This is a genomic window from Methanohalophilus levihalophilus, from assembly GCF_017874375.1.
In the GTDB taxonomy this organism is placed as follows: domain Archaea; phylum Halobacteriota; class Methanosarcinia; order Methanosarcinales; family Methanosarcinaceae; genus Methanohalophilus; species Methanohalophilus levihalophilus.
Window position 1 is genome coordinate 330,877 of sequence record NZ_JAGGLK010000003.1, and the last position, 25,214, is coordinate 356,090.

Annotated in this window: 21 protein-coding genes; 17 read left to right on the forward strand and 4 right to left on the reverse strand. The window is 43.7% G+C overall.

All coding sequences use genetic code 11. From position 1 onward, the window contains the following. Positions 1 to 28: 28 nt before the first annotated feature. Positions 29 to 2,914, reverse strand: a complete 2,886-nt coding sequence (gene leuS / locus J2755_RS09095) for a leucine--tRNA ligase (RefSeq protein ID WP_209682294.1) — start codon at positions 2,912 to 2,914, stop codon at positions 29 to 31. Positions 2,915 to 3,108: 194 nt separating this feature from the next. Here leuS and cgi121 point away from each other — a divergent pair, with 194 nt between their 5' ends. The 3 genes from cgi121 (at position 3,109) to J2755_RS09110 (ending at position 7,139) form a co-directional block, all read left to right on the forward strand. Beyond that, positions 3,109 to 3,621, forward strand: a complete 513-nt coding sequence (gene cgi121, locus J2755_RS09100; protein WP_209682296.1) for a KEOPS complex subunit Cgi121 — start codon at positions 3,109 to 3,111, stop codon at positions 3,619 to 3,621. A gap of 1,124 nt (positions 3,622 to 4,745) precedes the next feature. Next, on the forward strand, positions 4,746 to 5,834 hold the full coding sequence (gene glpX, locus J2755_RS09105) for a class II fructose-bisphosphatase (RefSeq protein ID WP_209682298.1): 1,089 nt from the start codon (positions 4,746 to 4,748) through the stop codon (positions 5,832 to 5,834). 27 nt (positions 5,835 to 5,861) lie between these two features. After that, complete coding sequence (locus tag J2755_RS09110; protein WP_209682312.1) at positions 5,862 to 7,139, forward strand: tRNA (N(6)-L-threonylcarbamoyladenosine(37)-C(2))-methylthiotransferase; 1,278 nt, start codon at positions 5,862 to 5,864, stop codon at positions 7,137 to 7,139. A 146-nt stretch (positions 7,140 to 7,285) separates the two neighbouring features. On the opposite strand, the gene J2755_RS09115 is transcribed toward J2755_RS09110, so the two are convergent. Next, a complete protein-coding gene (locus J2755_RS09115) occupies positions 7,286 to 7,849 on the reverse strand; it encodes a flavodoxin family protein (RefSeq protein ID WP_209682315.1) in 564 nt (187 codons plus the stop codon). Between the two features lie 120 nt (positions 7,850 to 7,969). Here J2755_RS09115 and acs point away from each other — a divergent pair, with 120 nt between their 5' ends. The 4 genes from acs to J2755_RS09135 are packed head-to-tail and all read left to right on the forward strand — an operon-like array spanning position 7,970 to position 13,083. Continuing rightward, positions 7,970 to 10,066, forward strand: a complete 2,097-nt coding sequence (acs, locus tag J2755_RS09120) for an acetate--CoA ligase alpha subunit (protein ID WP_209682318.1) — start codon at positions 7,970 to 7,972, stop codon at positions 10,064 to 10,066. Positions 10,067 to 10,097: 31 nt separating this feature from the next. Beyond that, positions 10,098 to 11,174, forward strand: coding sequence for a phosphotransacetylase family protein (locus tag J2755_RS09125; protein WP_209682323.1), 1,077 nt, complete (start codon positions 10,098 to 10,100; stop codon positions 11,172 to 11,174). A 56-nt stretch (positions 11,175 to 11,230) separates the two neighbouring features. After that, positions 11,231 to 12,475, forward strand: coding sequence for a phosphoglycerate kinase (locus tag J2755_RS09130; RefSeq protein WP_209682326.1), 1,245 nt, complete (start codon positions 11,231 to 11,233; stop codon positions 12,473 to 12,475). A 14-nt stretch (positions 12,476 to 12,489) separates the two neighbouring features. Further along, the gene (locus J2755_RS09135) at positions 12,490 to 13,083 is read left to right on the forward strand and encodes a TIGR00296 family protein (RefSeq protein ID WP_209682329.1); all 594 of its coding nucleotides are present in this window, start codon (positions 12,490 to 12,492) and stop codon (positions 13,081 to 13,083) included. Between the two features lie 8 nt (positions 13,084 to 13,091). Here J2755_RS09135 and J2755_RS09140 read toward each other — a convergent pair whose 3' ends face one another. Continuing rightward, the gene (locus tag J2755_RS09140; RefSeq protein ID WP_209682332.1) at positions 13,092 to 13,511 is read right to left on the reverse strand and encodes a nucleoside 2-deoxyribosyltransferase; all 420 of its coding nucleotides are present in this window, start codon (positions 13,509 to 13,511) and stop codon (positions 13,092 to 13,094) included. A gap of 65 nt (positions 13,512 to 13,576) precedes the next feature. Here J2755_RS09140 and argC point away from each other — a divergent pair, with 65 nt between their 5' ends. From argC to J2755_RS09190, 10 genes are all read left to right on the forward strand, one after another. Further along, complete coding sequence (gene argC, locus J2755_RS09145; RefSeq protein WP_209682335.1) at positions 13,577 to 14,596, forward strand: N-acetyl-gamma-glutamyl-phosphate reductase; 1,020 nt, start codon at positions 13,577 to 13,579, stop codon at positions 14,594 to 14,596. Positions 14,597 to 14,612: 16 nt separating this feature from the next. Beyond that, the gene (locus J2755_RS09150; RefSeq protein ID WP_209682338.1) at positions 14,613 to 15,077 is read left to right on the forward strand and encodes a CBS domain-containing protein; all 465 of its coding nucleotides are present in this window, start codon (positions 14,613 to 14,615) and stop codon (positions 15,075 to 15,077) included. Between the two features lie 13 nt (positions 15,078 to 15,090). Further along, on the forward strand, positions 15,091 to 16,272 hold the full coding sequence (gene argJ, locus J2755_RS09155) for a bifunctional ornithine acetyltransferase/N-acetylglutamate synthase (RefSeq protein WP_209682343.1): 1,182 nt from the start codon (positions 15,091 to 15,093) through the stop codon (positions 16,270 to 16,272). A 23-nt stretch (positions 16,273 to 16,295) separates the two neighbouring features. Next, positions 16,296 to 17,753 (forward strand): ADP-specific phosphofructokinase, encoded by a 1,458-nt coding sequence (pfkC, locus tag J2755_RS09160; protein WP_209682346.1) that lies wholly within the window; start codon positions 16,296 to 16,298, stop codon positions 17,751 to 17,753. Positions 17,754 to 17,767: 14 nt separating this feature from the next. Beyond that, positions 17,768 to 19,093: an ADP-dependent glucokinase/phosphofructokinase gene (locus J2755_RS09165; RefSeq protein WP_209682349.1), complete on the forward strand. Its 1,326-nt coding sequence runs from the start codon at positions 17,768 to 17,770 to the stop codon at positions 19,091 to 19,093. Between the two features lie 91 nt (positions 19,094 to 19,184). Continuing rightward, positions 19,185 to 19,904 carry a sugar phosphate isomerase/epimerase family protein gene (locus J2755_RS09170; protein WP_209682352.1) on the forward strand — a complete coding sequence of 240 codons (720 nt, stop codon included), beginning with the start codon at positions 19,185 to 19,187 and terminating at the stop codon, positions 19,902 to 19,904. A 44-nt stretch (positions 19,905 to 19,948) separates the two neighbouring features. After that, on the forward strand, positions 19,949 to 20,464 hold the full coding sequence (locus J2755_RS09175; RefSeq protein ID WP_209682356.1) for an ArsR family transcriptional regulator: 516 nt from the start codon (positions 19,949 to 19,951) through the stop codon (positions 20,462 to 20,464). A 71-nt stretch (positions 20,465 to 20,535) separates the two neighbouring features. Further along, positions 20,536 to 21,672, forward strand: a complete 1,137-nt coding sequence (locus tag J2755_RS09180) for a radical SAM protein (RefSeq protein WP_245312869.1) — start codon at positions 20,536 to 20,538, stop codon at positions 21,670 to 21,672. Next, entirely contained in the window at positions 21,669 to 22,520 is an 852-nt protein-coding gene (locus J2755_RS09185) for a DUF4130 domain-containing protein (RefSeq protein ID WP_209682359.1), read from the forward strand. Before J2755_RS09180 ends, J2755_RS09185 begins: the two co-directional genes overlap by 4 nt. 6 nt (positions 22,521 to 22,526) lie before the next feature. Then, a complete protein-coding gene (locus J2755_RS09190; protein ID WP_209682363.1) occupies positions 22,527 to 24,623 on the forward strand; it encodes a MutS-related protein in 2,097 nt (698 codons plus the stop codon). Here the strand turns inward: J2755_RS09190 and hisB are convergent, their stop codons facing one another. Continuing rightward, positions 24,624 to 25,199, reverse strand: a complete 576-nt coding sequence (gene hisB / locus J2755_RS09195) for an imidazoleglycerol-phosphate dehydratase HisB (protein ID WP_209682368.1) — start codon at positions 25,197 to 25,199, stop codon at positions 24,624 to 24,626. Between the last annotated feature and the right edge of the window lie 15 nt (positions 25,200 to 25,214).

Consider the following 25,214-nt stretch of genomic DNA (forward strand, 5'->3'; position numbering starts at 1 on the left):
ACGAAGCAAAATAAGGGAATTGCTTCCCTTATTCAATGTAAATTGCAGGTCTGAAAGGTGCTGCAAAGCGTGCCTTATTTTCAGGATCGTATGGTTTCTCTCCTTCGTTGAAGACTTCCACCTTACATCCAAGCTCTTTCTCAAAGAATGTGTTTGCCTCATCAAGCGCTTCTTTCTCAGTTAGGGTAAATCCTGACATTATCCTGAATTTTTCGTCATTCATGGCCTTGACATCCTCAACAAGCTTCTTTGCAAATTTCGGGATTTCCTTTCCATAACGCTTCATTTCAGGATTCTGCATGAGTTCCTTGATAAGCACTCCAGGATTCAGGTTTCCTTCTGAGTGCATTGCGAGTGCCTTGTTGAAAGCTTCTGTCTTCCATGAGGCTGCAGTATAAAGTATGACTTTTGAAGGAGTCATTCCGGTAACTTTTGTAATCTCTTCAACATCGGAAAGTGTGCTGTCTATGAGCTCTTCAGCAGCTTCCGCATTGTTGTCCACAAGTGACTCGTCATATTCGGGGTATGGAGCAAGGGATATCGGATCATCGATTTCGTGTCCCATTTCTGCCCAGATTTCTTCACAGAGGTGAGGTGTGAACGGTGCCATCAGTCTTGCCCAGGTATCAAGGATACAGTAAAGCATGTTTTCACCGCCCCTGCGCTGGTACCACTTGACATCGTTGAGCAGCAGGAAGAAAGCGTTCTGCAATGCCTGTCTTGTACGAATACTCTTCAGAGCTTCGTTTGTCTGCTGTATACGATACTGCAGGCGACTCAGCATCCACTTGTCAACGGTGGTATAATCATTTACATCACCAAGACATACTCCGGATTCGCTGACATCCTTTACAAAACTGTAGAACCTGTCAATCTGGCGACGGGCAGTTTCGATGCCTTCATTCTTCCAGTCCGCATCCTGTGTCTGCTCAGCACTTGAAAGGATATACATCCTGGAAATGTCCGCTCCATAATGATCAACAGCTTCCCTGAGCGTAAGAAGTGGTCCCTTTGACTTACTCATCTTCTGGCCTTCTAGGGATACAAATCCATTGATGGCTATTGAGCGGGGCCATTTGTCTTCATCGAATATTGCAACGTGGTGGAAGAGGAAGAACAACAGGTGGTTTGGAATGAGATCCTTTCCTGAAGATCTGAGATCAACCGGATACCAGTACTCAAAGTCCTTCTTTATTTCCTCGATTGTGGTGGAATCAATTCCACTCTTCTCAGAGGCATCTGCGACGGTTCCTTTGTCGAGCAGTATATAATCGAAAAGTTCAGGTACGAGCTGCTCGGTGGTTATGCCGTTTGCAAGGAACTTTGCAACAACATAATATGACATGTAAATGGTGGAATCACCAAGGGATTCGATGAGCCAGTCCTGATCAAAAGGCAATCTTGTACCAAGCCCTTTCTTTCTGGCGCATGCCTTGTCCTTGAGCCAGTCTACCTTGTTATTGAACTCAACCCTGAGGTCTTCGGGAATGATATCCATGTTTTCAATGCAGCGATAGACTTTGTCTTTCCACTCTGGGTCAGAGTAATTAAGGAACCACTGTCCTTTCACCATGTTCACAACACAAGGGGTACCGCAACGGCATGTTACCGGTTCGCTGAATTCATAGAATATTTCACCGACTCCGTCACTTACCAGATCACGTGTCAGAACATCCTTGATCTTTGAAACAGGCATGCCGGAGTATTTCCCGGTGATTTCCTTCAGGACACCACCGTGGAATTCCCTGCGGTATACAACTTTGGTAGCATCCTCGGCTTTTGGATCATCCTGATCCACAACACCATATTCCTCCGCTGCTTCAACTGCGGGGAACTCGCCGAATTCGGGAACCTGTATGAGTGAAATAAGTTTTATGTCCCTCAGACTTTCGGCTATTCCATAGGTGGAGAGGTCAGCATCGTATAGATCTTTCAGTGCGAGGTAGTCGTATGGTGCGTGTGCGGGTACACTCATAACAACTCCGCTTCCGTTGTCTCCCCTGACAAATGATGCCGGGAGGGTAATTACATCGTCTTTTGTAAGCGGGTTTGTTACTTTGATGCCAATGAAATCCTTTGCGTCGACATCTTCAATGAACTCAACTTCCCTGTCAGTGAAGGTAAGTTTGAAATAAGCATCCTTGCTCACCATCCAGACTTCATCAAGATCGCCGCTTTTGACCCTTGCCTTTACATATTCGACATCCGGGTTAATCCAGAGGTTTGTTACACCGAATGTGGTTTCAGGACGAAGGGTTGCACAGGGCAGAATGACTCCGTCGTAGGAGAATTTGATTAATGTGTAATCGACAATTGTTGCTTCCTCTCCTTTGAGGATATCGTGATCTTCAACCGGATTGTCATCGTTTGGACACCACTTAACCGGGTGTGAACCTTTCACGATAAGGTTTTTCTCATGGAGCAAATTGTACTGCCACTCGATGAATTTCTTGTATGAATCGTCGGTTGTAGTGAATTTGCGTCTCCAGTCAATGGAATATCCGATTGAGCGCATTGCTTTTTCGGCTTCAACACTGAAATATTCCACGATTTTCTCGGGATTATCAAGTGTTGGAAGTACATCTTCAGGGATCCTGTGGAACCTTGTGTAGACATCCATTGTCTGGGGGTCTTTGTTTTGAACAAGTTCCGCAAGACCTACAATAGGAGTTCCGGTTACGTGGAAACCCATTGGGTAGAGGACATTGTAACCCTGCATCCTTTTGTGTCTTGCTACAACATCGCCGATTGTGAAGGTACGTGTGTGGCCTGCATGAAGATTCCCGTTTAAGTAGGGGTATGGTATGGTAATGAAATATTTTTCCCGGTCATCAGGTTCGGGTTCAAAAACCCTGCTTTCAGACCATATTTTTTGCCATTTTGCCTCTACTTTCTGCGGGTTATAATCTTCCATAAATGTCCCTCTGTTAGTTGTAAGGATCTTCTTTTGGTTCCTTATAAGTAAATAATGTGAATAAATTACTCTCCGAGCTTATCCCGTTCTACTATGTACTTATTATTAAAGCTATTTGTGCAGTCTTTTTTCTTTGGTTTCGAGACTCTTTACCGTCATATTTATTATTTAAATGCGAATCAGTAACTTTTGCCATGGAAAGAGAGATTGTTGAAGGTATCCTTTTCGTAGAAGATTTGCAGGAATTCTTGAGTGAGATTCGCTCTCTTGCATCCTCAAACGAAGTTATAATCCAGGCAATGGATGCAAGCAAGCTTGTGGGATTATCCCATATCGATCTGGCAATGCGCAAGGCCATGCGGGCTTTTGAGGAGCAGCAAAACGTAGCCCGTGACCTCGGAGTCGAAATGATGCGATATGCTTCCGGGAAACGCCAGATAGCCGAAGCATTCTCGTTGGGTCTTTCAGAAGGTGAAAACCACGTGGCTTTCGTGGTTCTGGGGGAACTGGAGGAAGCAGTCTTACAAACCTCGGATGTACTTCGCGATTTTGTTGAAATCTCATCAGTGATTGAATTCAGGCCGGAGAAAAGGGATGTTTTGATAGATCACTTCGAAATCCATGAGGCTGAGATTATTGCAGTGGGGGATGCAAGACTCCCGGATCTTGTGCTTGAGAGAGTTGCTTTGGTTGATGTGCTGAAGTGAAAAATCTGATTGTCCCTAATTACTGCTAAATATGTAAGGTTGATTCGCAGGACGTTATGTCAAAAAATTAATTTTGCACAGAAATAATTTATTCTTTCAACCCATTTAACAATTTAAATGATTGGAATTTTTAATATAGGCAATATTTTTGATGCAGAAACCAAGATGGGAAACGATGTAGTTTTTAAATCTCTCTTAATAACTCTAGTTTTAGCATTTTTATTGTTTATTTTTGAGAATGAGAGCAATTTTCTGAGTCATTTTTCACCAAAAGCTTTCATATATCCTTTTGTTGCAGCAGCGATAGTTTTGCATATCACAAAATACAAATCTCTTTCAAAGTTGTATCGAAATTATTTTGTATTGAACAAAATAACTGTTTTTTAGTTAATATCCGAAGTATTCGTTGTATCTCTTGCTCTTCCATTGTTGTTACATACTATTAATTTGCATATTTATTACGTCTTTTTTTGGTTATTTGCTTTTTTTGTAGGTGGTTTGCATAGGATTATCATTCAGTGTACGCCAGCTCTTTTTGATGCCTATATATCTGAATATATGGATTTAATCCAACTTTATGGATACATAAAGGCTTCATCTCATGCTTTTTTGGTTTTGCTACTTGCTAAGGTAATCTTGCTAGTAGATCCTATTTCATTGTGGGAGAATGATTTTAGAACATTTTTTTCAATACTCTTGTTCTTATTTTTGATGTATTTGAGTTTCAAATTTATTTTTTATTACATCAGTAATCTATATCCATATTTTAATAGGGACACAGAGATCGAAAATACGGTTTTATTAATACGAAAGGTTGCTGAAAATAAGAGAATCAGCTCGAAGTCATTAATTCATTCTTTTGATCAAGAAATGGAGAGTTTTATAAAAAGAAAGATTGAGACCTTATTGGAAGGAAATATCTTTTTGGAAGTTGATGGGAAAAAAGTGCTACTTCGTCCTGCTTATCAATACGTGTATGAGCAACTCGAATAAAACATAACTATCCTATTGTTAAAATGCATAACCCAACAATTCTTGATTTTCTATCTTTGACAAGGTTCCCAACGGAAAAAACTTAACTTATCCCACATTATTACCGCATAAGAAATAATCGAGATGATATCATGCCCCACCCCAAGACAGCAGAAAACATGATGAAAAGCGCAGGCCCGATTGAGAATGAAGTTCTTCCTCACCTTATACATGTAACCGAGGCTGCGGCTATTGCAGCTGCACACCAGATAGGACGTGGTGACAAGAATTATGCAGACCACGTTTCAGTGGAAGCCATGAGGAGAATGCTCAACTGCCTTGATATCAAAGGCACCATCAAAATTGGGGAAGGGGAACGTGACGAAGCTCCCATGCTGTACATCGGGGAAGAGGTTGGAACCGGGGAAAGTGATATTGAAGTAGATATTGCAGTTGATCCGCTGGAAGGAACCAACCTGACTGCAGACGGAATTCCAGGTTCCATTTCCGTAATGTCGATGGCCGAACCCGGTGGATTATTCCACGGCCCGGATGTATACATGGACAAGATTGTAGTGGGGCCTGAGGTTGTCAAGTATGAACTTGATCACCCCGATGAACAGATTGATCTGGATGCGCCCGTAAAACAGAATCTTGAAATCGTAGCCCATGCACTTGATCGCAGTATCGAGGAACTTGTAGTTGTTATACTTGAAAGGGATCGCCACAAGGCAAAGATCGAGGAAATCCGCAAAGCCGGCGCCCGTGTCAACCTTGTTCAGGATGGTGATTTGATGCCAGGTGTTGCCACGGCAATAAGAGGTTCAGGTATCCACGTGGTAATGGGTGCAGGCGGCTCAGGCGAAGCTGTCCTTACGGCATCAGCCATTAAGATTCTTGGCGGAAAAGTGCTCGCACGTCTGGTTCTCCCGACAGTTGCCAATGGCAAATCACAGGAAGAAATTGATGCGGAATACGAGGAAAAGATGCCTCGTCTCAACAAGATGGGAATTACCATGGAAAACATGAACGAGATCCTGGACACTGAAAAACTCGTTCCAGGCAAGGATGTAATCTTTGCTGCAACCGGTGTAACCACAGGGAATCTCCTCAAAGGCGCAAACCTTTTCGGCAAAGGTGATGCCAGGGTTCACAGTATTTCCATGGGCTCCTCCGGGGTTGTCAAATTCACGGATACAATTTACATCGGGGACAAGGACGAGACCCCCCTGCGTTTGTAATTTTGAACTCACGGAGTGAGCATTTCAGTGAAAGTATATCTTGCAACCTTCGGATGTGCGGCCAATCAGTCCTCATCCGAAATAATGGCATCCAGCATTCTTGAAAAGGGATATTCTCTGAGCAATGAAGCGGATGCTGAGGTTGTAGTCTGCAATACCTGTACTGTGAAATACACCACCGAGCAGAAGATTCTCCATAAAATCAAACAATGGGGGTTTGAAGGCAAAGAAGTTGTAGTAACCGGCTGTATGCCGGAAGTGCAACTGGAAGATATTCTTGAAAGCAATCCCGATGTCCACATCATGGGAATCAACTCAATTGCCGATGTTTGCAGCGTACTTGAGCGGATTGAATCTGGCGAAAAAGGGCTAAGGGTTTCAACTTCTGCTCCGGAAGGCTTTTTGAATATCCCTCGCAAGCGGTTCCATTCATCAATTCATATCTGTCAGATCTCACAGGGTTGTGACAATAGCTGTTCTTACTGTATTGTGACACTTGCCAGAGGGCCGCTGAAATCCTTTGAACCTGAAGCGATTGTCGAGGATATCCGGCAGGCAATTGCAGAAGGCTGCAGGGAAATCTGGTTAACGTCACAGGATGCTGCCCAATATGGGAACGACATCGGGACTAACATCGGGGATTTGCTAAAGCAAATTTCTGCAATTGAAGGAGATTTCCGGGTTCGTGTAGGGATGATGAATCCCTTTTCGGCCTATCCGATTCTGGATGAGATGATTGAAGGTTTCTCCAATCCGAAAATCTACAAGTTACTTCATCTTCCAATCCAGTCGGCCTCTGACAAAGTCCTTCAAAGGATGAACCGGCATCATACAATTGAAGAAGCAAACGTAATCATCAGACGTTTCAGGGATGCTTTCCCGGAAAGCACTATTTTCACGGATATCATTGTGGGATTCCCGGGAGAATTCGACGAGGATGCTGCGTTAACTGAAGAATGGGTAAAACAAATCAGGCCGGATAAAGTAAATATTTCCCGTTACACTCCCCGACCACACACCAAGGCATGGGATTTCCGCAACATTGATTCAAGAATAGTCGTGGAAAGATCCGGCAGGCTTCATGAATTGTGTGATTCCATCAAACTGGAATCAAAGGAGAAAATGGTGGGCTGGAAAGGGGAAGTCTTTGTCTCCAAGAAAGCCAAAGTAAAAGGGTTCATGGCCCGCACGGATGCCTACCTGCCTGTTGTAATCCCTCAGGAAGAAGGGGTATCCGAAGGCCAGAGAATAATGGTGGAAATTACGGAGGCCACGCCCGGATACTTTATCGGCAGGCCTCTTTGAACAATTTATTGGCTCTGTAGAAATCCTCACAGGAATACAAATGTAACCACAGAGAACACAGAGCTCACAGAGGATTTTCTCCCTCTCTGTGTTCTCTGTGAACTCTGTGGTTCATATGTGAAGTATAAGTTTTCTACAAGGCCAATTTATTTTTTCATTAAATCGAGGACGTCGCAAACCTTGTTTGCAGTGTCGATGACGGTTTTCATGCCTTCTTCATCATCTGTGGAAGCCTTGCGGGTAATACCTCCGAAGTGGCCACCATCGCCGACAATGATCATACCATGGATATGCATCCAGTCCTGTATTACCTGAACTGTCTTTTCCTGACCGCCGTTTCTTGAACCTCCAACTGCCATTGCAGCTCCGATTTTGTTTGCAAGTCTGAAATTGTGTCGCCTGTGCACTACACTCCTGTCAAACAGGGCTTTGATCTGGGCGGTTGGGCTGCCGAAATAAACCGGGGATGCAGCGATAATCGCGTCTGCTTCCACAAGCTTATCATAGACATCGGTCATGCCGTCTTTGATTACACATTCATCTTTTTCATAACAGCTTCCACATGCTGTACACGGTTTTATCTCGTTTTTAGAAATGTAAACATGGTCAGTTTCAAATCCCCTTCCCTGTGCGATTTTCAGGGCTTCTTCGATCATGTTTTCGGTGTTTCCACCGGATTTTGGGCTGCCGGATATTCCAAGAATTTTCATATAATCACCTGCAACTGCATACAATTTCTCTCATTATTAGCTTTTGGGTTTTACCCGTGCCCTACAAATTTATCTATCATTGAAACTTCTATTCAATGGACTAAATATACGGGTATACTCATGCTTGACAAGCTTTTTAATCCACTTTCGGTGGCGGTAATTGGTGCATCACGTACGAAGGGGAAAGTGGGTCGTGCGGTACTGGATAACCTCATGCTTGACTTTAAGGGAAAAATCTATCCGGTGAATCCTACGGTTTCTGATATCCATGATCTCCAGTGTTTTCCCTCCATTGATGCAATTCCCGACAAAGTGGACCTTGCGGTAGTTGTTGTGCCCGCAAAAGCGGTTCCTGCTGTGATGGAAAAATGCGGGGAATCAGGAGTCAGTTATGTTGTTGTAATCTCAGCCGGCTTCAAGGAAGCAGGAATCGAAGGTTCCAAACTTGAAAGGCAATGTGTTGAAATTGCAAACAAATACGGTATGAAAATGGTAGGGCCAAACTGTCTTGGAATCATCAACCCCCTTGCAGGACTTAACGCCACTTTTGCCGCATCAATGGCAAATCCGGGAAATATTGCCCTCATGTCACAATCCGGCGCAATTTGTACTTCAGCCCTTGATTGGGCGGAAGAAAAAGGGGTGGGTTTTTCCAGATTTGTAAGTCTCGGCAACAAAGCAGATCTTGGTGAGAATGATTTTCTCCTTGAGTTTGCAGACGACCCGGATACCAAAGTTGTTGCAGCATATCTTGAAGGTGTAAAAAACGGACCTGAATTTGTTAAAATTGCCCGGGAAGTTTCAGCAAAAAAGCCGATAGTAATTGTAAAATCAGGAAGAACTTCGGCGGGTTCGAGAGCCGTTTCATCACACACAGGGACGCTGGCAGGTTCAGATCAGGCTTACAATGCGGCATTTTCAAGCAGCGGAGTCCTTCGTGCAACTTCCATGGAAGAAATGTTTGATTACATGCGTGCCTTTTCATCTCAGCCTTTACCAGCTGGGCGCAATATCGCAATCCTTACCAATGCGGGAGGATTGGGAATACTTGCAGCAGATGCTTGTCTTACAGAAGGGCTTTCTCTTGCTTCATTTGATGAGGAAACGATTGAAAAACTGAGGGTGGAATTGCCTGCAGCAGCAAGTCTTTACAACCCTGTGGATGTTCTGGGAGACGCAAGTGTGGAGCTCTACGGTTTTGCTCTCAAGACTTTGATTTCAGATCCAAATGTGCATGGAGTTATTGTCCTGACCTCCCCTCAGGCAATGACTGATGTGGAAAATATTGCCAAAACGGTAACCGAGCTATCTCCTGAAAAACCGGTTTTATGCAGCTTTGTTGGCGGAACACGTGTAAGGGAGGGATTATCAATTCTTGATAACAACGGTTATCCCGGATACCAGTTCCCCGAAAAGGCAGTTTCCAGCATGAGGGCTCTTTGTGATTATTCGGATATCAAAAACCATGTCTATGACAATCCTGAATCAGTTGAAGTGGACAAGTCCGCAGTTTCCAAAGTATTCAATCAGGCAGCCTGGGAAGACAGAAGAATACTCGGTCTTGAATCGTTTGATCTGCTGCGCTCCTATGGAATTCCGGTAATTCCGACTGCATCGGCTTCCAATGCAAAAGAGGCGGTTAATCAGGCAGAGGAAATGGGGTACCCTGTAGTCATGAAAATATTATCCCCGGACATTTCCCACAAAACAGATGTTGGCGGGGTTCGACTTAACCTGAATGATGCTGGAGAAGTGGAACGTGCCTATCACACAATGGTTTCAGATGCCCGGCGTTACATGCCTTCTGCAAGGATTCATGGGGTTCAGGTGCAGAAAATGATCACCGGTGGAATTGAGGTTATTATCGGCATGAACCGTGACGTCCAGTTCGGGCCGTTGGTGATGTTCGGACTTGGAGGAACATATGTGGAAGTGCTCAAGGATGTTGCATTCCATCTTGCTCCTCTGAGCAAAAAGGAGGCTCATTCCATGATGGCTTCCATCAAGACATACCCGTTGCTCACAGGTGTACGCGGTGAGCGTCCTTATGACATTGATGCAGTTGCGGATGCACTTTGTCGTGTGTCCCAGCTGGTTTACGAAAATCCTGAATTGCTTGAATTTGAGATAAATCCCCTTATGGTATTGCCTGAGGGGCAAGGCTGTGTTGCCATGGATATGCGTGGGACAATTGAGAGCAAGGGGGCTGACATATGAAGCAGGTAGATAATTTAGCGGAGGGTAATTAATGGGTTCAATTCTTGTAAGTTCTTCTGAACAGTATTCCGGGAAAAGTTCACTGTGTATAGGTCTCGCTGTAATTCTCAAAAACAAAGGATTTTCAGTCGGGTACATGAAACCAGTTGGAAATTTGCTTGTGGATGTTGATGGTACACTTTCAGATGAGGACTCCGAGCAAGCTCTCCAGATTCTGGGTCTAACCGATGATCGCCAGTATATGACTCCTGTAATGCTGACAGAAAACCTGATTGAAGATGCACTTCACGATGAAGATGGCAAGCTTGAGGATAAAATACTTCATTCATATTCCCAAATCGCAGAAGGGAAAGATGCGGTTGTAATTGAAGGCAGTGGCGGTATCGGCGGTGGTATGATGTACAATCTTTCGGACCCCCATGTTGCTTCGCTACTGGATACCAGAATTCTCCTTATAACACGATATGATTCCATACAGGCTGTTGACAGGATTCTCTGCGACATCAAACTCATTCCTGAACCATGGATGCTTGCCGGTGTCATCCTGAATGAAGTGGAAGAAAACGATCTCAAACAGGTTAAAGAACTGGTTGTTCCTTTCCTGAAGCGCAAAGAGATTGAAGTTCATGGCATAATCCCGAAAGACAGGACATTGCGCTCAATAACTATTTCCGAAATAGTGGAAGATTTACATGGGGATGTGCTTTCAGGATCTGAAAATCTTGGTGAACTCATTGATCATTATCTAGTAGGTGCAATGGAAGTAAATTCTGCAATTAAGTACTTCAGACGTAGTCCAAATAGTGTGGTTATAACGGGAGGAGACCGCTCTGATGTACAGATGGCAGCAATTGAGGCAGGTGTGAAAGCTCTTGTTCTCACCGGCAATCTCAGACCCAGTGAAGCTGTGCTTGGAAGTGCCGATGAGGCAGGTGTCCCGATAGTTCTTGTCAGGGGGGACACAATGTCAACCATTGAAAGGATGGAAGCATTGATTGGTCATACCCGAATAGGGCAAAAGACCAAGCTTTCGAGAATTGTGGAACTAGTTGAAGATAATGTGGATATCGATTCCATAATTTCATCCATGGGTCTTGGAGAGGAATAACTATATAGATACACGTAGATTCTAGCCCGTAAGGATATCATAATTGGTTTGTATTGGTGATGAATACCGTGACAACAAAGGAATATCTCACGATTGATGATCTTGATGTTGACGATAAGACTGTTTTTGTAAGGGTGGACATCAATACGCCTATGGATCCTGAAGGGAATATACTGGATGATATGCGTATCGTCAGTCACATCCCGACAATTAAGGATCTTTCTAATGCAAAAGTGGTTCTTCTTGCCCACCAGAGCAGGGCGGGAAAGAGCGACTTTACTACCATGGCACCGCATGCAGAGAAGTTATCCCGCTATCTCGGCAAACATGTGGAATATGTCGATGATATTTTCGGAAGCCACGCACGCTCAAGAATAGATTCCATGGAAAACGGTGACATAATCTTACTTGAAAATGTGAGGTTTTACTCCGAGGAAACTATCTCTCGATCTTCAGAAGAGCACTCTGAAACTCATATGGTAAAAAAACTACTGCCTCACATTGATGTTTTCCTCAACGATGCTTTTGCAGTATCACACCGTTCACACCTGTCCCTTATGGGATTCACCGATTTGGTTCCCACGGGTGCAGGAAGGGTTGTTGAAAAAGAAATTGAAGCGTTAAACAGGAGTATCAGGGAAGGCGGAAATCCCTGCATATTTGTGCTTGGAGGGGCTAAGGTAGATGACTCTCTGAGGGTTGCGGCGCATGTCCTTTCAAACGGTGGGGCTGATCGGGTCCTTGTCACCGGTGTTGTTGCAAATGTAATGCTTGCAGCTTCTGGAATAAATATCGGCAACAGAAACATGGATTTCATAAAGGCTCAGGGCTATGCGGATCAGATTGAAGTGGCAAAATCCCTGCTTGACAGGTTCAACGGGAAAATTGGGATGCCAAAGGATGTTGCACTCAATGACGGTGGCAAACGCATTGAAGTCCAGATTGAAGATGTTGGTGATTCGGGGCTTCCAATAAACGATATAGGTCTGGAGACTATTGTGGCTTATTCATCTGAAATAAGCGCTGCAAAAACCGTAGTTCTCAACGGCCCTGCAGGAGTTTCGGAACTTGACGGCTTTGAATTGGGTACTTATGAAATTATCAAGGCTGCAACAGAAGCGGACTACTCGGTTGCCGGCGGTGGACACATTTCTGCTGAAGTTCGCCAGATGGGATTTGAAGATCGCTTCTCTCACGTGAGCACTGGCGGAGGATCGTGCATTGACTATCTTGCCGGGGATAAATTACCTGCAATCGAGGCTCTTTACAAAGCCGCACAATCACACCAGAATAAGAAATAAACGGGGAGTATTTCATGCTGGACGCAAAAGAAGGTGAGCTTGCAATAGCACTTGCAAGGAAAACAATTGAAGAGTATCTTAAGACCGGGAATCGACTGAATCCGGAGGACGAAAACCTTCCTCCGATTTTCCAGGAACTTAGAGGTGTCTTTGTAACACTTAACAAAAAAGATGATCTTAGAGGTTGCATAGGTCATCCGTATCCAGATTCTATCCTTCAGGATGCGTTAGTTGATTCCGCGATTTCAGCAGCAACCCATGACCCGCGTTTTCCGGAAGTGATTTCGGATGAATTGCCTTCAATAACAATTGAAGTTTCAATTTTAACCCCTCCGGAAAAAATTGCAGCCTCTCCGCAGGAACTTCCACAGCTTATTGAGATAGGCAAACACGGTCTTATTGTAAAACAGGGGTTTTATCAGGGTTTGCTTCTTCCACAGGTTGCTCCTGAAAATAACTTTGATGCTGTGGATTTCCTCAGTCACACATGTCTGAAAGCAGGTCTTTCGCCAGATGCATGGCTTACAGGTGCTGAAGTATATTGGTTTGAAGGACAGATTTTTTCAGAGAAAACACCTGCCGGTGAAGTTGTGGAAAAACAGTTTTGAGCTGCTCATTACCTTTGTTCAAGGAAAAGAACAAGCTCTTCCACATTTATACAAATTCCCACGGCACATTCTTCGATCATCAGGTTAACAATTCCTTCGATACCGAGGGTACGAAAATCCGTTCGTAGGCCGACAATGGGAATACCTCTTGCCCATGCATATCCGATTTCCCATGCAGTTCCGGAATCAACGTCACTGCCTCCATCAAGGATAGCAACAACGAGGTCGGATTTGTCAATTCCTTCTACGTTTTTCTTAAAAAGAGTGGCATTATCCAGTTTTTCCCGACTCTTTGAATTGTCTGCGGAATCTTCCTGAGGGAGGAACACTTCATATCCTGCATTCCTTAGCATTCCTGCGAGCTTCCTGTTGAATTCCCTTTCAGCTTCTGAGAACAGTGGACCTGCAAGATAGATTGTTCCTTTCATGTGCTCTGACCTCGTTTAAGAATTAATAACAAGCTTAATTAGTAGTAGGGAAATACATAGGGTTTATGAAAGATAAGGCTAATGTGGCGATAATCGGTGCTTCCGGCTATACCGGGGGAGAGCTGATGCGCCTTCTTCTCAATCATCCTGATATGAATGTTACCATGGCTACGTCCCGGCGGCTTGCGGGCGAGTCCGTATCCACAGTACACAAAAACCTTGATGGTCTGATGGATCTCAAATTCACTGATTTTGATGCATCCGCTGTAAAGGAACAATGTGATGCAGCATTTCTTGCAGTACCTCACGGAACAGCAATGGATGTTGTTCCTGAATTAATTGACAGCGATCTTAAAATTGTAGACTTAAGTGCTGACTATCGCCTTCCTGCAGATGTTTTTGAGCAGGTTTATGGAATTGCACACAAAGACCCAAGAGATGTGATATTCGGTCTTCCTGAGCTTCACCCTGAAGTGAAAAATGAGAAGTTTGTTGCAAATCCCGGTTGTTACCCCACAGGTGCGACTTTATCAGCAGCTCCCCTGGCTCATGAAGGTTTGCTTGATATGGCTATATTTGATTCCAAGTCAGGTGTAACCGGTGCAGGGATTAATCCGACCCCTGTGTCACATTATCCCAACATGGCTGAGAACGTGCAGCCTTACAAACTGACTAATCACAGGCATCGGGCAGAGGTGAAGCAGGAATTAACCGCTCTAGGTGGTGAATTCGATTTGAGTTTCACTCCACATGTGGTTCCTGCAATAAGGGGTATCCTGACCACTGCACACCTGTTTACCCGCCAGTCTTTGTCTGCGGAAGATGTAAAAAACATATACGAAAAGTTCTATGAGAACAGTCCTTTTGTGCGGGTAATTGACGGAATCCCGTCACTGGGAAGTGTACGTGGTTCAAACTTCTGCCATATAGGTTTTGAAGTTGACGAACACAACAACCGTATCGTAGTTATTTCAGTAATTGACAATCTTGTGAAAGGTGCTTCAGGCCAGGCAATCCAAAACATGAATTTGATGTGTGGCTTTGAAGAAACTGCCGGGATCTGGAATGCAGGTCTTGCTCCGTAAATTAGAGGTGAGAAACATGGATGTTAAAGAGGTAATGATTTCTGATGTAATTTATTGTTCGCCGGATGATGAAGTGAGCAAGGTTGCCCGGATGCTCAAGGATAATAATATCAGCGGCATGCCGGTGGTAGACGGTGATAAGGTGGTTGGCATGATTTCGGAGTTTGATCTCCTGAAATTGCTGGAAATCCCGGAACACAGTGATCTCTGGTTGCCAAGTCCGTTTGAAATAATCGAAGTTCCGATACGTGAACTTATAAGCTGGGAAGAAACAAAGCGCATGCTATCTGATGTAGGTGCAATGCCAGTCAAGAAACTCATGGAAAAAGACGTGTATTCGGTTTCCCCGGGAAATTCCATTGAGGATGCTTCCACATTAATGGCCAAACACAAAATTACCCGTCTTCCAGTACTTGAAAATGGCGTATTGGTAGGTATTGTTACACGTGGAGATATCATCCGCGGACTGGGAAATATCTAATCTAAGGTGGATAATGAAAGTAATAGATGGTGGAATCTGTGCCGTAAAAGGTGTCCGTGCAACTGGCATAAAAGACGGCAAGATGGGTCTTGCAATTATCGCAGCAGAAGGGCCAGCAGCCGGTGTGTTCACCAGGAATCGGATTATGGCAGCTCCCGTTCGGTTAACTCGCGATATCATATATGAAAAGGGTCAACTTTCCGCTACCATCGTTAATAGCGGCAATGCCAATGCATTCACTGGCAGTAAGGGGCAGGAGGACGCAATGGACATGGCCTCTCTTGCAGCCGATGTTCTTGGAGTGGATGAAGCCCACGTAGCAGTAGCTTCCACCGGTGTAATTGGCAGGAAAATGGATATGGACTGGATAAAGGGTCATGTTCAGGAAGTAGCTGACAATCTTACGGATAAGGCTGAAGGGTCTGCAGCAACAGCCCGCTCCATTATGACCACCGATACATTCCCGAAGGAAATTGCCATTGAGCTGGATTCAGGAATACGTATCGGAGGTATTGCTAAGGGGGCAGGAATGATTGAACCCAACATGGGTACAATGCTTTCTTTCATTTACACTGATGCTGTTCTGGATATGAGGGAGCTTCGGGACGCTCTGAAACTTGCGAATTCCGTTAGTTTCAACATGGTTGTAGTGGATGGAGATACCAGTACGAATGACATGGTTCTCCTTACGGCAACAGGCAAATCTTCGATTGAGCCGAGGTATGAGGATTTCCAGGAAGGCCTTGAGTATGTCATGAAAGAACTGGCAAAAATGATTGCCCGTGATGGTGAAGGTGCTTCACACTTCATTGAGGCACATGTAAACGGTGCTACAACAGAAGATGATGCAAGGCTTGCGGTAAAAAGTATCCTGCGTTCACCTCTGGTAAAAACCGCTATCTTTGGGCGGGATCCGAATTGGGGGCGTATTGTGGCGGCAGCCGGGTATTCAGGTGCATCCATGGAAGAAAAATACATGTCCCTGTCATTTTCTGATGGGACTACCGAAGTGCCTCTTGTGGTTCAGGGTAGAGTGGTTGACGACGAAAATGTACTCAGCTCACTGGAAAAAATCATGGAATCCGAAGACATAATTATTTCAGTGGATCTCGGTATGGGATTCCATTCCGCAACTGCATGGGGTTGTGACTTTACATATGATTATATAAAGATAAATGCCGAATATACTACCTGAGAGTTTAGGGGTTTTGGTATTTAATGGACGCAGATGAGTGGGAAGAGCGATACGCAAAGGCTTATGAATCCATAAGTTCCAGTATTTCCAATGTAAGGGGTGTTTTTGTTGCCTATAATAGTAATATAGATGCCATCAAACACATCCACAGCGGCGATATTGAACGGCTGCTAAAGAATCTGGATATTGAAAAAGTACAGGAGAAGATCTATTCCTATCCTCGTCAGATAGACACCCCCTATGATTTTCTGGCACGCCTTTTAATTGCAATGAGAGATGGCAAGGCAGCCGAGGTTCCGACATATTCCACTGATATACATGAGTGGTTAACCGACAACTTTGTTTTTGATAGTGCACGAATGGGCGGACAGGCAGGGATAATTTCCAATCTGCTTGCAAGCATGGATATGAAACGGGTCATAGCCTATATTCCCTGGCTTTCAAGGGAGCAGGCAAATTATTTTGTTGAATCTGATAATCTGGTCCATCCGATTGTAAGGGATGGAAAACTTGAATTGCTGCACCCTACAAAGGCCTACAATCCAGAATACAAATCCAAGGTTAACTGGATTATTGAGTTCCCCAAAGATCTCAAGGTAAATTTTGGCGAAGAACAGTTCATAGTTCCAAGAAATAACCGGTTGATAATTTCATCCCGGCCACCGTGGATTCGCATTGATATTAGTGATGAAGTTTACTCTCATCTGACGGATTTCTGCGGGCATGTGGATGGTGCTATTCTTTCCGGCTACCAGATGATAAAAGAAGATTATGAAGACGGAACTACGTACAAGGACCATGTTAAGAACTCTGTTGACTTAATTGAAAGCCTGAAAGCATGTAATCCTGATGTAAGAATACACGTGGAATTTACGTCCATACAGAATAAGACAATCCGTTCTGCAATTCTTAATGATATTGTGAAAAGTCATGTCCACTCTCTTGGACTTGACACTGTGGAAGTTGCCAATGCTCTTAATGTGCTGGGGCATGAAGAACTTGCATATTCAGTAATAAGTAAAGGTGAGAATGCAATTATTTCTCTCTATGAAGGCGCTGTCAGGCTTTTGCATGGTCTTAAGCTTGAGAGGATACACATTCATTCTCTTGGATACTACATATGTGTGGCTTCAACTGACTGTCCGGTTACTCCGGAAGATCACCTTGAATGTCTTCTTTTCTCGTCCTGTGCTGCAGCTTCAAGGGCTATAATGGGCGACATCAAACATTTCGATGATATTGAGTTTGGACTTGATGTCCGGATTTCACAAAAAGGGATGGATGAAATCGAAAAGCTGGGTACGTATCTGGTAAGGCAGGGTGTATGCAGTATGGATGAGTTCCGGGATGGCTGTATTCGTACACCTCATCACGATGTGCTTGTGAATCCCACAAAAGTAGTTGAAGACCCGGTAGGTACAGTTGGTATTGGTGATGCAATTTCGGCAAGTGCATTTGTTGCAATGCTCTCAAAAATGTAATCCGGGTGTAGATCATGAAAGTCCTCTGTGGTTATAATGCCAACATTGATGCGGTCTATCCAATCTCTGGAGCAGAGGTGGAGATTCTGCTGGCATCGGCTGATACTAAATTGGTAGAGGAAAAAATCCAGAATCCTCCCGGGGTAATCCACGAACTCGAAGATCTGCTTGCAGGGCTTATATTTTACATGAAATCCGGTCATGGCGGCGAGTGGTTTGTTCATTCTCCTGAAGTTCTGAATCTATTGAGGGAGCGTTTTCTTCCGGATTCCCATATACGTATGGGTGGGAATATGGCAATCATGTCAAATGTGTTTGCTGCTTTGGGTGTGGATCATATTGTTCCTAATATTGTCATCCTGCCGGAAAGTCAAAAAAATCTCTTTGCAAAGCATTCGATTCTTTTCCCTGAAAATGGCGATTATCAGTCTAATCCGGAAAATGAGCCGATTCATTTTGTATTTGATTTCAAAAAGGGGGATAGTTTTTCCTTTAACGGAAAACGCATCGAAGTCCCAAGAGAAAACAGGTTCATCGCAACATTTGATGATGTGAACGCAGAGCTGGAAATCTCTCCCTTTTTCCATGAATACTCAGATGAACATATCATGGAAATGAATGGTGCTATAGTCTCGGGATTTCACATGTTGCAGCCTTTCTATGAAGATGGAACTTCCTTTTCTGATAAATTGAAACCAGCTCTTTTACAAATTACAGGATGGAAAGAAAAGAACAGTTCCATGCCAATTCATGCGGAACTTGGCCACTTTGCATCTGTTGATATTGAGGTTGAAGTATTTACTCATCTTGCCCGCATTGTCGACAGCATCGGAATGAACGAAGACGAACTCGCAGATCTTGTAGCAACGATTGATTCCCCGGTTCCCGGTGTCCGGGAAATGAACATGAAAGCCCTTCTGGAAGCTGCATGCAGGTGCATGGATGTTTCCGAAAAACTTCCAACATTGATTATTCATACACGAGATCTTGTTTTTTCCGTATCAAGGGATGAGAAGCAGGTATTCTCATGTATTGAATCACTCGATTTCGGGATAAAAACGGCTGCTGCATTTGCCTCTTCCGGAAAGCTTGAATCGCGAGAGTTTGTGGAAAAAGCTTCTGCATCTCTGGAACGGAGTGAGTATGGGGTTAAGGAAATACGCGAGATTACCACTCTTATTGGTGGCGTAAAGGAGTCTGCAGGCATCCGTGGTACCTATGATGCTTATGAAGTCTGTGCAATTCCAACATTGATAGCTGAAAAACCGGTAGTTACGGTTGGACTTGGGGATACTTTTTCTGCGGCTTCGTTTTTGCGTTTTCTGGAATTGAACAACTAAAACCTAAAAACATTTCGTGTAAGAAGGCTTCGCGGGGATAGGTATTTATACGGCAAACCCAGTTAATCAGGTAAAGTTGTGGTGAATCAAGATGATTGGAGTTTCTTCGTTTGCGTATCATGATCTGCCTCTTTCGGAAGCGTTGTCCAGAATAGAAAACATTGCTCCGTGTGCAGAAATCTTTTCTGAAGGACAACATGACCTCTTAAATGAAAACGAGGTGGCTTTCTCCTATGATCTGGAATACACTGTTCATGCACCGACTTCCGATTTGAATCTGGCCAGTATAAGGGAACCAATCAGGAAAGCATCAATTGAGATTCTTACTGAAATGGCGGAAATCTGCGTAAAACTGGATAGCAAAATAATGGTTGTTCATCCCGGATATGTTGCATTTCCACATGACAGGGAGCTTGCTCTCAAAGCATTCAGCAAATCTGTTTCTCTACTGGAGCAGATTTATTCGGAGACAGGTGTGAAGATTTGTGTGGAAAACATGCCGATGTGGGAGTGTTTTTTATTTCGGGAACCCGGGCTTGATATTGGAAACAATTTCTTTACTCTTGATGTTGGCCATGCAAATACAATGGGCAATCTCTCAGATTTCCTTGAAATGGAGATATCCCATTTCCACCTTCATGATAACAACGGTGAAGGGGACGATCATCATCCAATTGGGGCAGGAGAGATAGATTATGCTTCCCTGCAATCCCTGTTGCTCAAAAATAGCTCTATCAAGATTGTTGAGAACAGATGTGAAGCAGATGTGATGGAGAGCATCCGAGTCCTCCAGCAAATGGGTATTAACTAAAAACCGGATGCAAATCTGAAAATCAATACTTTTATGTGAGATACATGGAACAATCATTTAACAGTGTTTTTACTGCTTTGGGAAGCGATACACGCCTAAAAATGCTGAAACTTCTGGCCGAAAAAGAAATGCACATATCGGAACTTGCAAGGGTTCTGGAGATCTCTGTTCCTGTCGCAGCTAAACACGTTAAGGTTCTTGAAAAAGCTGAACTGGTTGAAAGGAAGATATTTGGGAAATCCCATGTTCTTTCCCCAAACAAATCCAGAATTTTAACGGCTGTAGACTGTTTTGCTCCGACTAAAAAAATTGAAGTGGAAAAAGGTGCGACTCTCCTTGATGCTTTGACAAACGTGGCTTCGGTGGAAGTAAAACAGAAAGGTGAACGGGAGATGATTGTTTCCACGGATGGGGACGAGGGTTTCTATCTCTACGAGATTAACGGTCAGCTTGGAAATACGGCTGTCAGGAAATATAAACTTGAAGACGATATTACTGTAGAGTGGAAAAAGCTGGAACCGATAACTAAAATTAAGCTAGATATCCACGTTAAAAAGTGAATTATTCACGATTGAATACTTTCAGGGTGCTTACTTTTTGGTTATATGTGGAGCATGCTTACAGGTAAGTGATGAATGAACAGCCCTCCGGACATCATTTTACTCTTACGGAAAGAATGCAATTTCTTTCCTCCGGGACCAAATACGATAGTTGCAACCAGAGTGCTGTCTGTCATGCTTTTGGTCCCGATGGCAGGTGTATCCAGCTCTACAAAACATTGCTCACAAATTACTGTTCCGGGGAATGCACTTATTGTCCTAATCGTTGTGAGAGGGATGTAACGCGGGTGTCTCTTTCGCCGGAGGAAATAACCAAAATCACCTGGTCCCTTTACAGGAAGAATGCTATTGAAGGGCTATTCCTTTCTTCCGGTGTGATAGGAGAACCCGAACTCACTTCCCAAAAACAGCTTGAAGTCGCTACTCTCATGAGGCAACAGGGCTTCAATGGCTATATACATCTGAGATTAATGCCCGGAACTCCGAAATATTTGCTTGAACAGATAGCTGAAGTTGCCAACAAGTTCGGAGTAAATGCCGAAACCACAAACAAATCCAACTATTCGGAAATTTGTCCAAATTTCGATTACCAGAATGATGTCTTGCAGAGGCTAAACTGGACAGACAAAATCATCCAGAAGAAGCGCAGGGAATTCCGGGGAACCAATAGGATAGTGGGTGCTAATGACACGCAGTTTGTTGTTGGCGCTGTAAATGAACCTGATTCTGAAATTGTGAATACAGTAAGTGATTTCATGGAAAACTATTCTCTTCGCCGCCCTTATTTCATGAGCTTTGATCCGGTTCCCGACACACCACTTTTTGGGAACACCCCTTCTCCACAATGGAGGGAGCAACGACTCTATCAGGTTTCTTTCCTCCTGAAGGAGTATGGGATAAAAGCGGATGACTTCGACATGGTCTATGATGAAAATGGTTTTCTTTCCAATTCAGATCCAAAACTTGAACTTGCAAAGGCAAATCGGGACATGTTTCCCGTTGATGTAAACTCAGCATCATTTTCCGATCTCATCCGGGTTCCAGGTATCGGTCCCATAAGCGCGGATCGGATTCTTCATTCAAGACCATTGTTTGAAGAAAAGGAACTCACAAGAATGGGAGTTGTTGTGGGAAGAGCCCGGCCGTTTATCAGGATCCATGGCAAGTCACAGGCTTCCCTTAGTGACTTTTTGGGGGCATGCAGTTGATAATAACTTTTTTCCCGATTGTGGGTAGTGCCTTGCGGGCTTCGTTATATCTTCTGGAGCATCCGGATGCTGAGCTTGTTTGTGGGTGGAATTCGGAAGAAATTGAGAGCAAACTCCGTTTCATAAAAAAAGACGGAACTGAAAACATATTGCATGCAGAAGACGTGTGCTATGATGAAATGCCAAAACTTATGAAAAAGCTTTTTAGCAGCAAATGGCACAAATTTTCGAAAGCCGATTCATCACCGGTGAAGTACATTGATCGCGTACTCAGGCATTCTTCGGCCGATCCGGCTGAATTTGTTCGTTTTCTGGCAGGGTGCAATGGTAATATTGACATTCTTTACAATAAGCAATCCCGTATAGGTAAGAAATACTACAATTACATGAGGGAAGTGACAAAAAGCTATCATTCACTTTGCATGTTCGGAAGAACCGAAGTCTTTGAGAATCTGCTTCTGACTGAAATTAATCCCCAACATGCCATTAGTGATCTCTTTTGTAAGTGGCTCGGGAGACGAAATCCGGATTATCCGGTAGCAGTAATCCAGAATGATACAGCATACATTGCAAATGGCGAATACCTTGGTTACAGGCACTTTGATGTTCTCCCGGTATCTGAAATTGAACATCTGTGCTCATCAAAACGTGATGAAGAACTTGAAGATTTGTGGGACATGTACTATTGCACACAGATGATTGAAAACCGGAGAAATCACAAACTTGCAAAGAAGATGCAACCTTCTTACACTTCAGGTATAAGCAGGATGGCTGCAAAGGACAGGTATCGTGTAGAGAGAGGAATCAACAAAACCACTCTTGCTGATTTCACAGGCAATTCGGGGTGAGAATTAATGGAAGGCTTGCAGAGTATTCCTCGAATTGGGGAAAAGATGGCACAGCGATTTATTTCTCACTTCGGGAGCGAGAGGGAAGCAATGGCTGCCATCGTGGGTGCGGATATTGCGGGGATTTCCGAGATTGATGGTATCGGACGGCGATATGCTATTTCACTTGTTCAGGATGTTCGTGCAAAGGCAGAAGGTATCGATTCAACTGCTTTCCTGAAGAATAACGAAATTACAGACATATATGAAAAACTAATTGGGATAATCCAGTCATTTGCATCCACATCTTATGCAAGGGACAAAATGAATATATTCATCCCTTATCCCGCGAGCAGACAGGACCTCATTGAAAAAAACAGAGATATGATTTCAGGTTATATCTCCAGTTGTGACAGGATTGTTGGTAACCATCAGCTTTGTGAATTGCTTTCCGAAATAAAACCGCTTCGTGAAAATATTCATTTACCACGTGTAAGAGATCGTGTAATTGTAGTATCCAACCCGAAAGATTTCTCTTTTGCAAAGGAACGCTTTGGAGCTAATATTCCGGTGCAACTCGCTGAAAATGAACGGGAATTCGTTGATGTTGCCAGTGGTTATTCACAGGTTCTGGCAGTAGGGGAGCTGTTTTTTGAGTTTAGTATCCCTGATGAAATAACTCCTGAATTCATTTCCAGCTTGCACGATGTTGATGAATCTTTTGTTTTTCCGGAGGGTCTAATTGCTTATTTTGTTTCCAACATGTCTGAGATAAATCACGCAGCGGAAGTTGCCCGTATGCTCAGAGACGCCGGTCTTTCATTTATGGATTGCTTACCAGATATCGATACTTTGCAGGCCCTAATTTCCCGTATAGATTCAGATGGCAATATTTCAATTGGGACAGATAGGGAAGTTGACAGGCTGGCAGGAATTACTGAACACATGGATGCTACAGTAAAAAGATCACTTGAAACTGCAAATCAGCAGATAGATTCTGTTCTTGGAAACAGCCAGCTAACTCTTAGTGGAAAAGACATGGTGGATATCATCAAAGGTGAAATCTCTATGAATGAACTTCTTTCCAAAGAGATGGAAGATTCCTACATGCAAATCCTGAAGTCTACCAAGGAGTCAATTGTAGCGGGTCTCGGATTAAATTCGAGTGAATCTCTCTTATTAGATGGAATTTTCCCGGATCGAGTTGCATATCCATTGGAGATAGATGACTCTAGGTTTGAATTATTTAAATCTGAAATAAACAGGAAATTCTTCCAGCGTCAGGTGGAATTCAAGCGCTCTTTTGCAAGAGATCTTCTTGAATTCCGTTCTTTAGTAAGGAAAATGGTGCGGAACTTGCTGGAGTTTGATGTCGGGTTTACGATAGCACGTTTCTCCAGAGCCTTTGACATGAAGATGCCTGTGCTGATAGAAGATGGAATTGCATTCAGAGGTGCTAAAAATCTGTTCCTTGCAAACCGTGGTTTCGATGTTGAAGCAGTTGATTATTCAGTAGGATCAACATCCCTTGATCCTGATGGAAACAAATCCCCGGTTGTGCTGCTAAGTGGCGTAAATTCAGGTGGTAAAACTTCCCTTCTTGAACTGATTGCCCAGTGCACCATTCTTTCACACATGGGATTTCCGGTTCCCGCAAGTTATTTTGAAATCGGTCTTACGGAGGGAATAAACTATTTTGGCAAATCGAAGGGAACACTTGATGCCGGGGCTTTTGAAACTACCTTGAAAATGTTTTCTTCACTTAATGACGCCACTCCAAAAATGGTTCTGGTTGATGAACTTGAGTCAATTACCGAACCGGGTGCATCAGCAAAAATCATAGCCGGAATTCTTGAGATGCTTTCAGAAAACCAGAAAAACACGGCGGTATTTGTTTCCCACTTATCAGAATTGATTCTCGAAAATGTTTCCACCTCCATTCGAGTTGATGGGATAGAGGCTGAAGGGCTGGATTCGGATTTGAAATTAGTTGTTAACAGGAATCCTCAATACAATCATATTGCAAAAAGTACACCTGAGCTAATTGTGGAAAAATTGTTTAAAACAGGTGGCGTGGCCGAACAACAGTTTTACGGCAGGCTCCGGGAAAAATTCGGGAATTGATCAAAGGCAGCCTTTTGTGCTTTTGACACTTTCCCCTTCAATAAATGTTGCAGTCTTCATGGAATATGCAAATGCCTTGAACAGTGCTTCAATCATGTGATGATCGTTGTGCCCTGTCACTCTTGAGTGCATGGTAATTCCGGCATTGTTGGTTATAGACTCGAAAAAGTGTCCTACCATTTGGGTGCTGAAATCTCCAACTCTTGGTGATGTGAATTTTGCATCCATTACGTGGTAGCTCCTGCCTCCAATATCCAGAATAACTTCTGCAAGTGCTTCATCCATTGGAACCCGGGCATCCCCAAAGCGAACAATACCCTTTTTATCGCCAAGAGCTTCATTGAGGGCTTTTCCCAGTACTATCCCGACGTCTTCTATGAGGTGGTGACCATCGACTATTAGGTCTCCTTCGGCCTTGACTTTAAGATCAAACCCTGAATGCCTTGTAAAAGCATCCAGCATGTGGTCGAAAAAACCAATCCCGGTGTCAATTTCAGCTTTACCTTCGCCGTCGAGGTTAATCTCAAGTGAAATCTCGGTTTCACTGGTCTTCCTGGATATTGCTGCAGTTCGCATAATAATCGCTCATCC

Bases quoted from the DNA above. Each gene is read 5' to 3' on its own strand.
- J2755_RS09180 (WP_245312869.1), top strand. From the start codon at position 20,536: ATGAATGAACAGCCCTCCGGACATCATTTTACTCTTACGGAAAGAATG.
- J2755_RS09115 (WP_209682315.1), bottom strand. From the start codon at position 7,849: ATGAAAATTCTTGGAATATCCGGCAGCCCAAAATCCGGTGGAAACACC.
- J2755_RS09190 (WP_209682363.1), top strand. From the start codon at position 22,527: ATGGAAGGCTTGCAGAGTATTCCTCGAATTGGGGAAAAGATGGCACAG.
- J2755_RS09135 (WP_209682329.1), top strand. From the start codon at position 12,490: ATGCTGGACGCAAAAGAAGGTGAGCTTGCAATAGCACTTGCAAGGAAA.
- J2755_RS09175 (WP_209682356.1), top strand. From the start codon at position 19,949: ATGGAACAATCATTTAACAGTGTTTTTACTGCTTTGGGAAGCGATACA.
- acs (WP_209682318.1), top strand. From the start codon at position 7,970: ATGCTTGACAAGCTTTTTAATCCACTTTCGGTGGCGGTAATTGGTGCA.
- pfkC (WP_209682346.1), top strand. From the start codon at position 16,296: ATGGACGCAGATGAGTGGGAAGAGCGATACGCAAAGGCTTATGAATCC.
- argJ (WP_209682343.1), top strand. From the start codon at position 15,091: ATGAAAGTAATAGATGGTGGAATCTGTGCCGTAAAAGGTGTCCGTGCA.
- cgi121 (WP_209682296.1), top strand. From the start codon at position 3,109: ATGGAAAGAGAGATTGTTGAAGGTATCCTTTTCGTAGAAGATTTGCAG.
- hisB (WP_209682368.1), bottom strand. From the start codon at position 25,199: ATGCGAACTGCAGCAATATCCAGGAAGACCAGTGAAACCGAGATTTCA.
- J2755_RS09170 (WP_209682352.1), top strand. From the start codon at position 19,185: ATGATTGGAGTTTCTTCGTTTGCGTATCATGATCTGCCTCTTTCGGAA.
- J2755_RS09140 (WP_209682332.1), bottom strand. From the start codon at position 13,511: ATGAAAGGAACAATCTATCTTGCAGGTCCACTGTTCTCAGAAGCTGAA.
- J2755_RS09165 (WP_209682349.1), top strand. From the start codon at position 17,768: ATGAAAGTCCTCTGTGGTTATAATGCCAACATTGATGCGGTCTATCCA.
- argC (WP_209682335.1), top strand. From the start codon at position 13,577: ATGAAAGATAAGGCTAATGTGGCGATAATCGGTGCTTCCGGCTATACC.
- J2755_RS09125 (WP_209682323.1), top strand. From the start codon at position 10,098: ATGGGTTCAATTCTTGTAAGTTCTTCTGAACAGTATTCCGGGAAAAGT.
- J2755_RS09150 (WP_209682338.1), top strand. From the start codon at position 14,613: ATGGATGTTAAAGAGGTAATGATTTCTGATGTAATTTATTGTTCGCCG.
- glpX (WP_209682298.1), top strand. From the start codon at position 4,746: ATGCCCCACCCCAAGACAGCAGAAAACATGATGAAAAGCGCAGGCCCG.
- leuS (WP_209682294.1), bottom strand. From the start codon at position 2,914: ATGGAAGATTATAACCCGCAGAAAGTAGAGGCAAAATGGCAAAAAATA.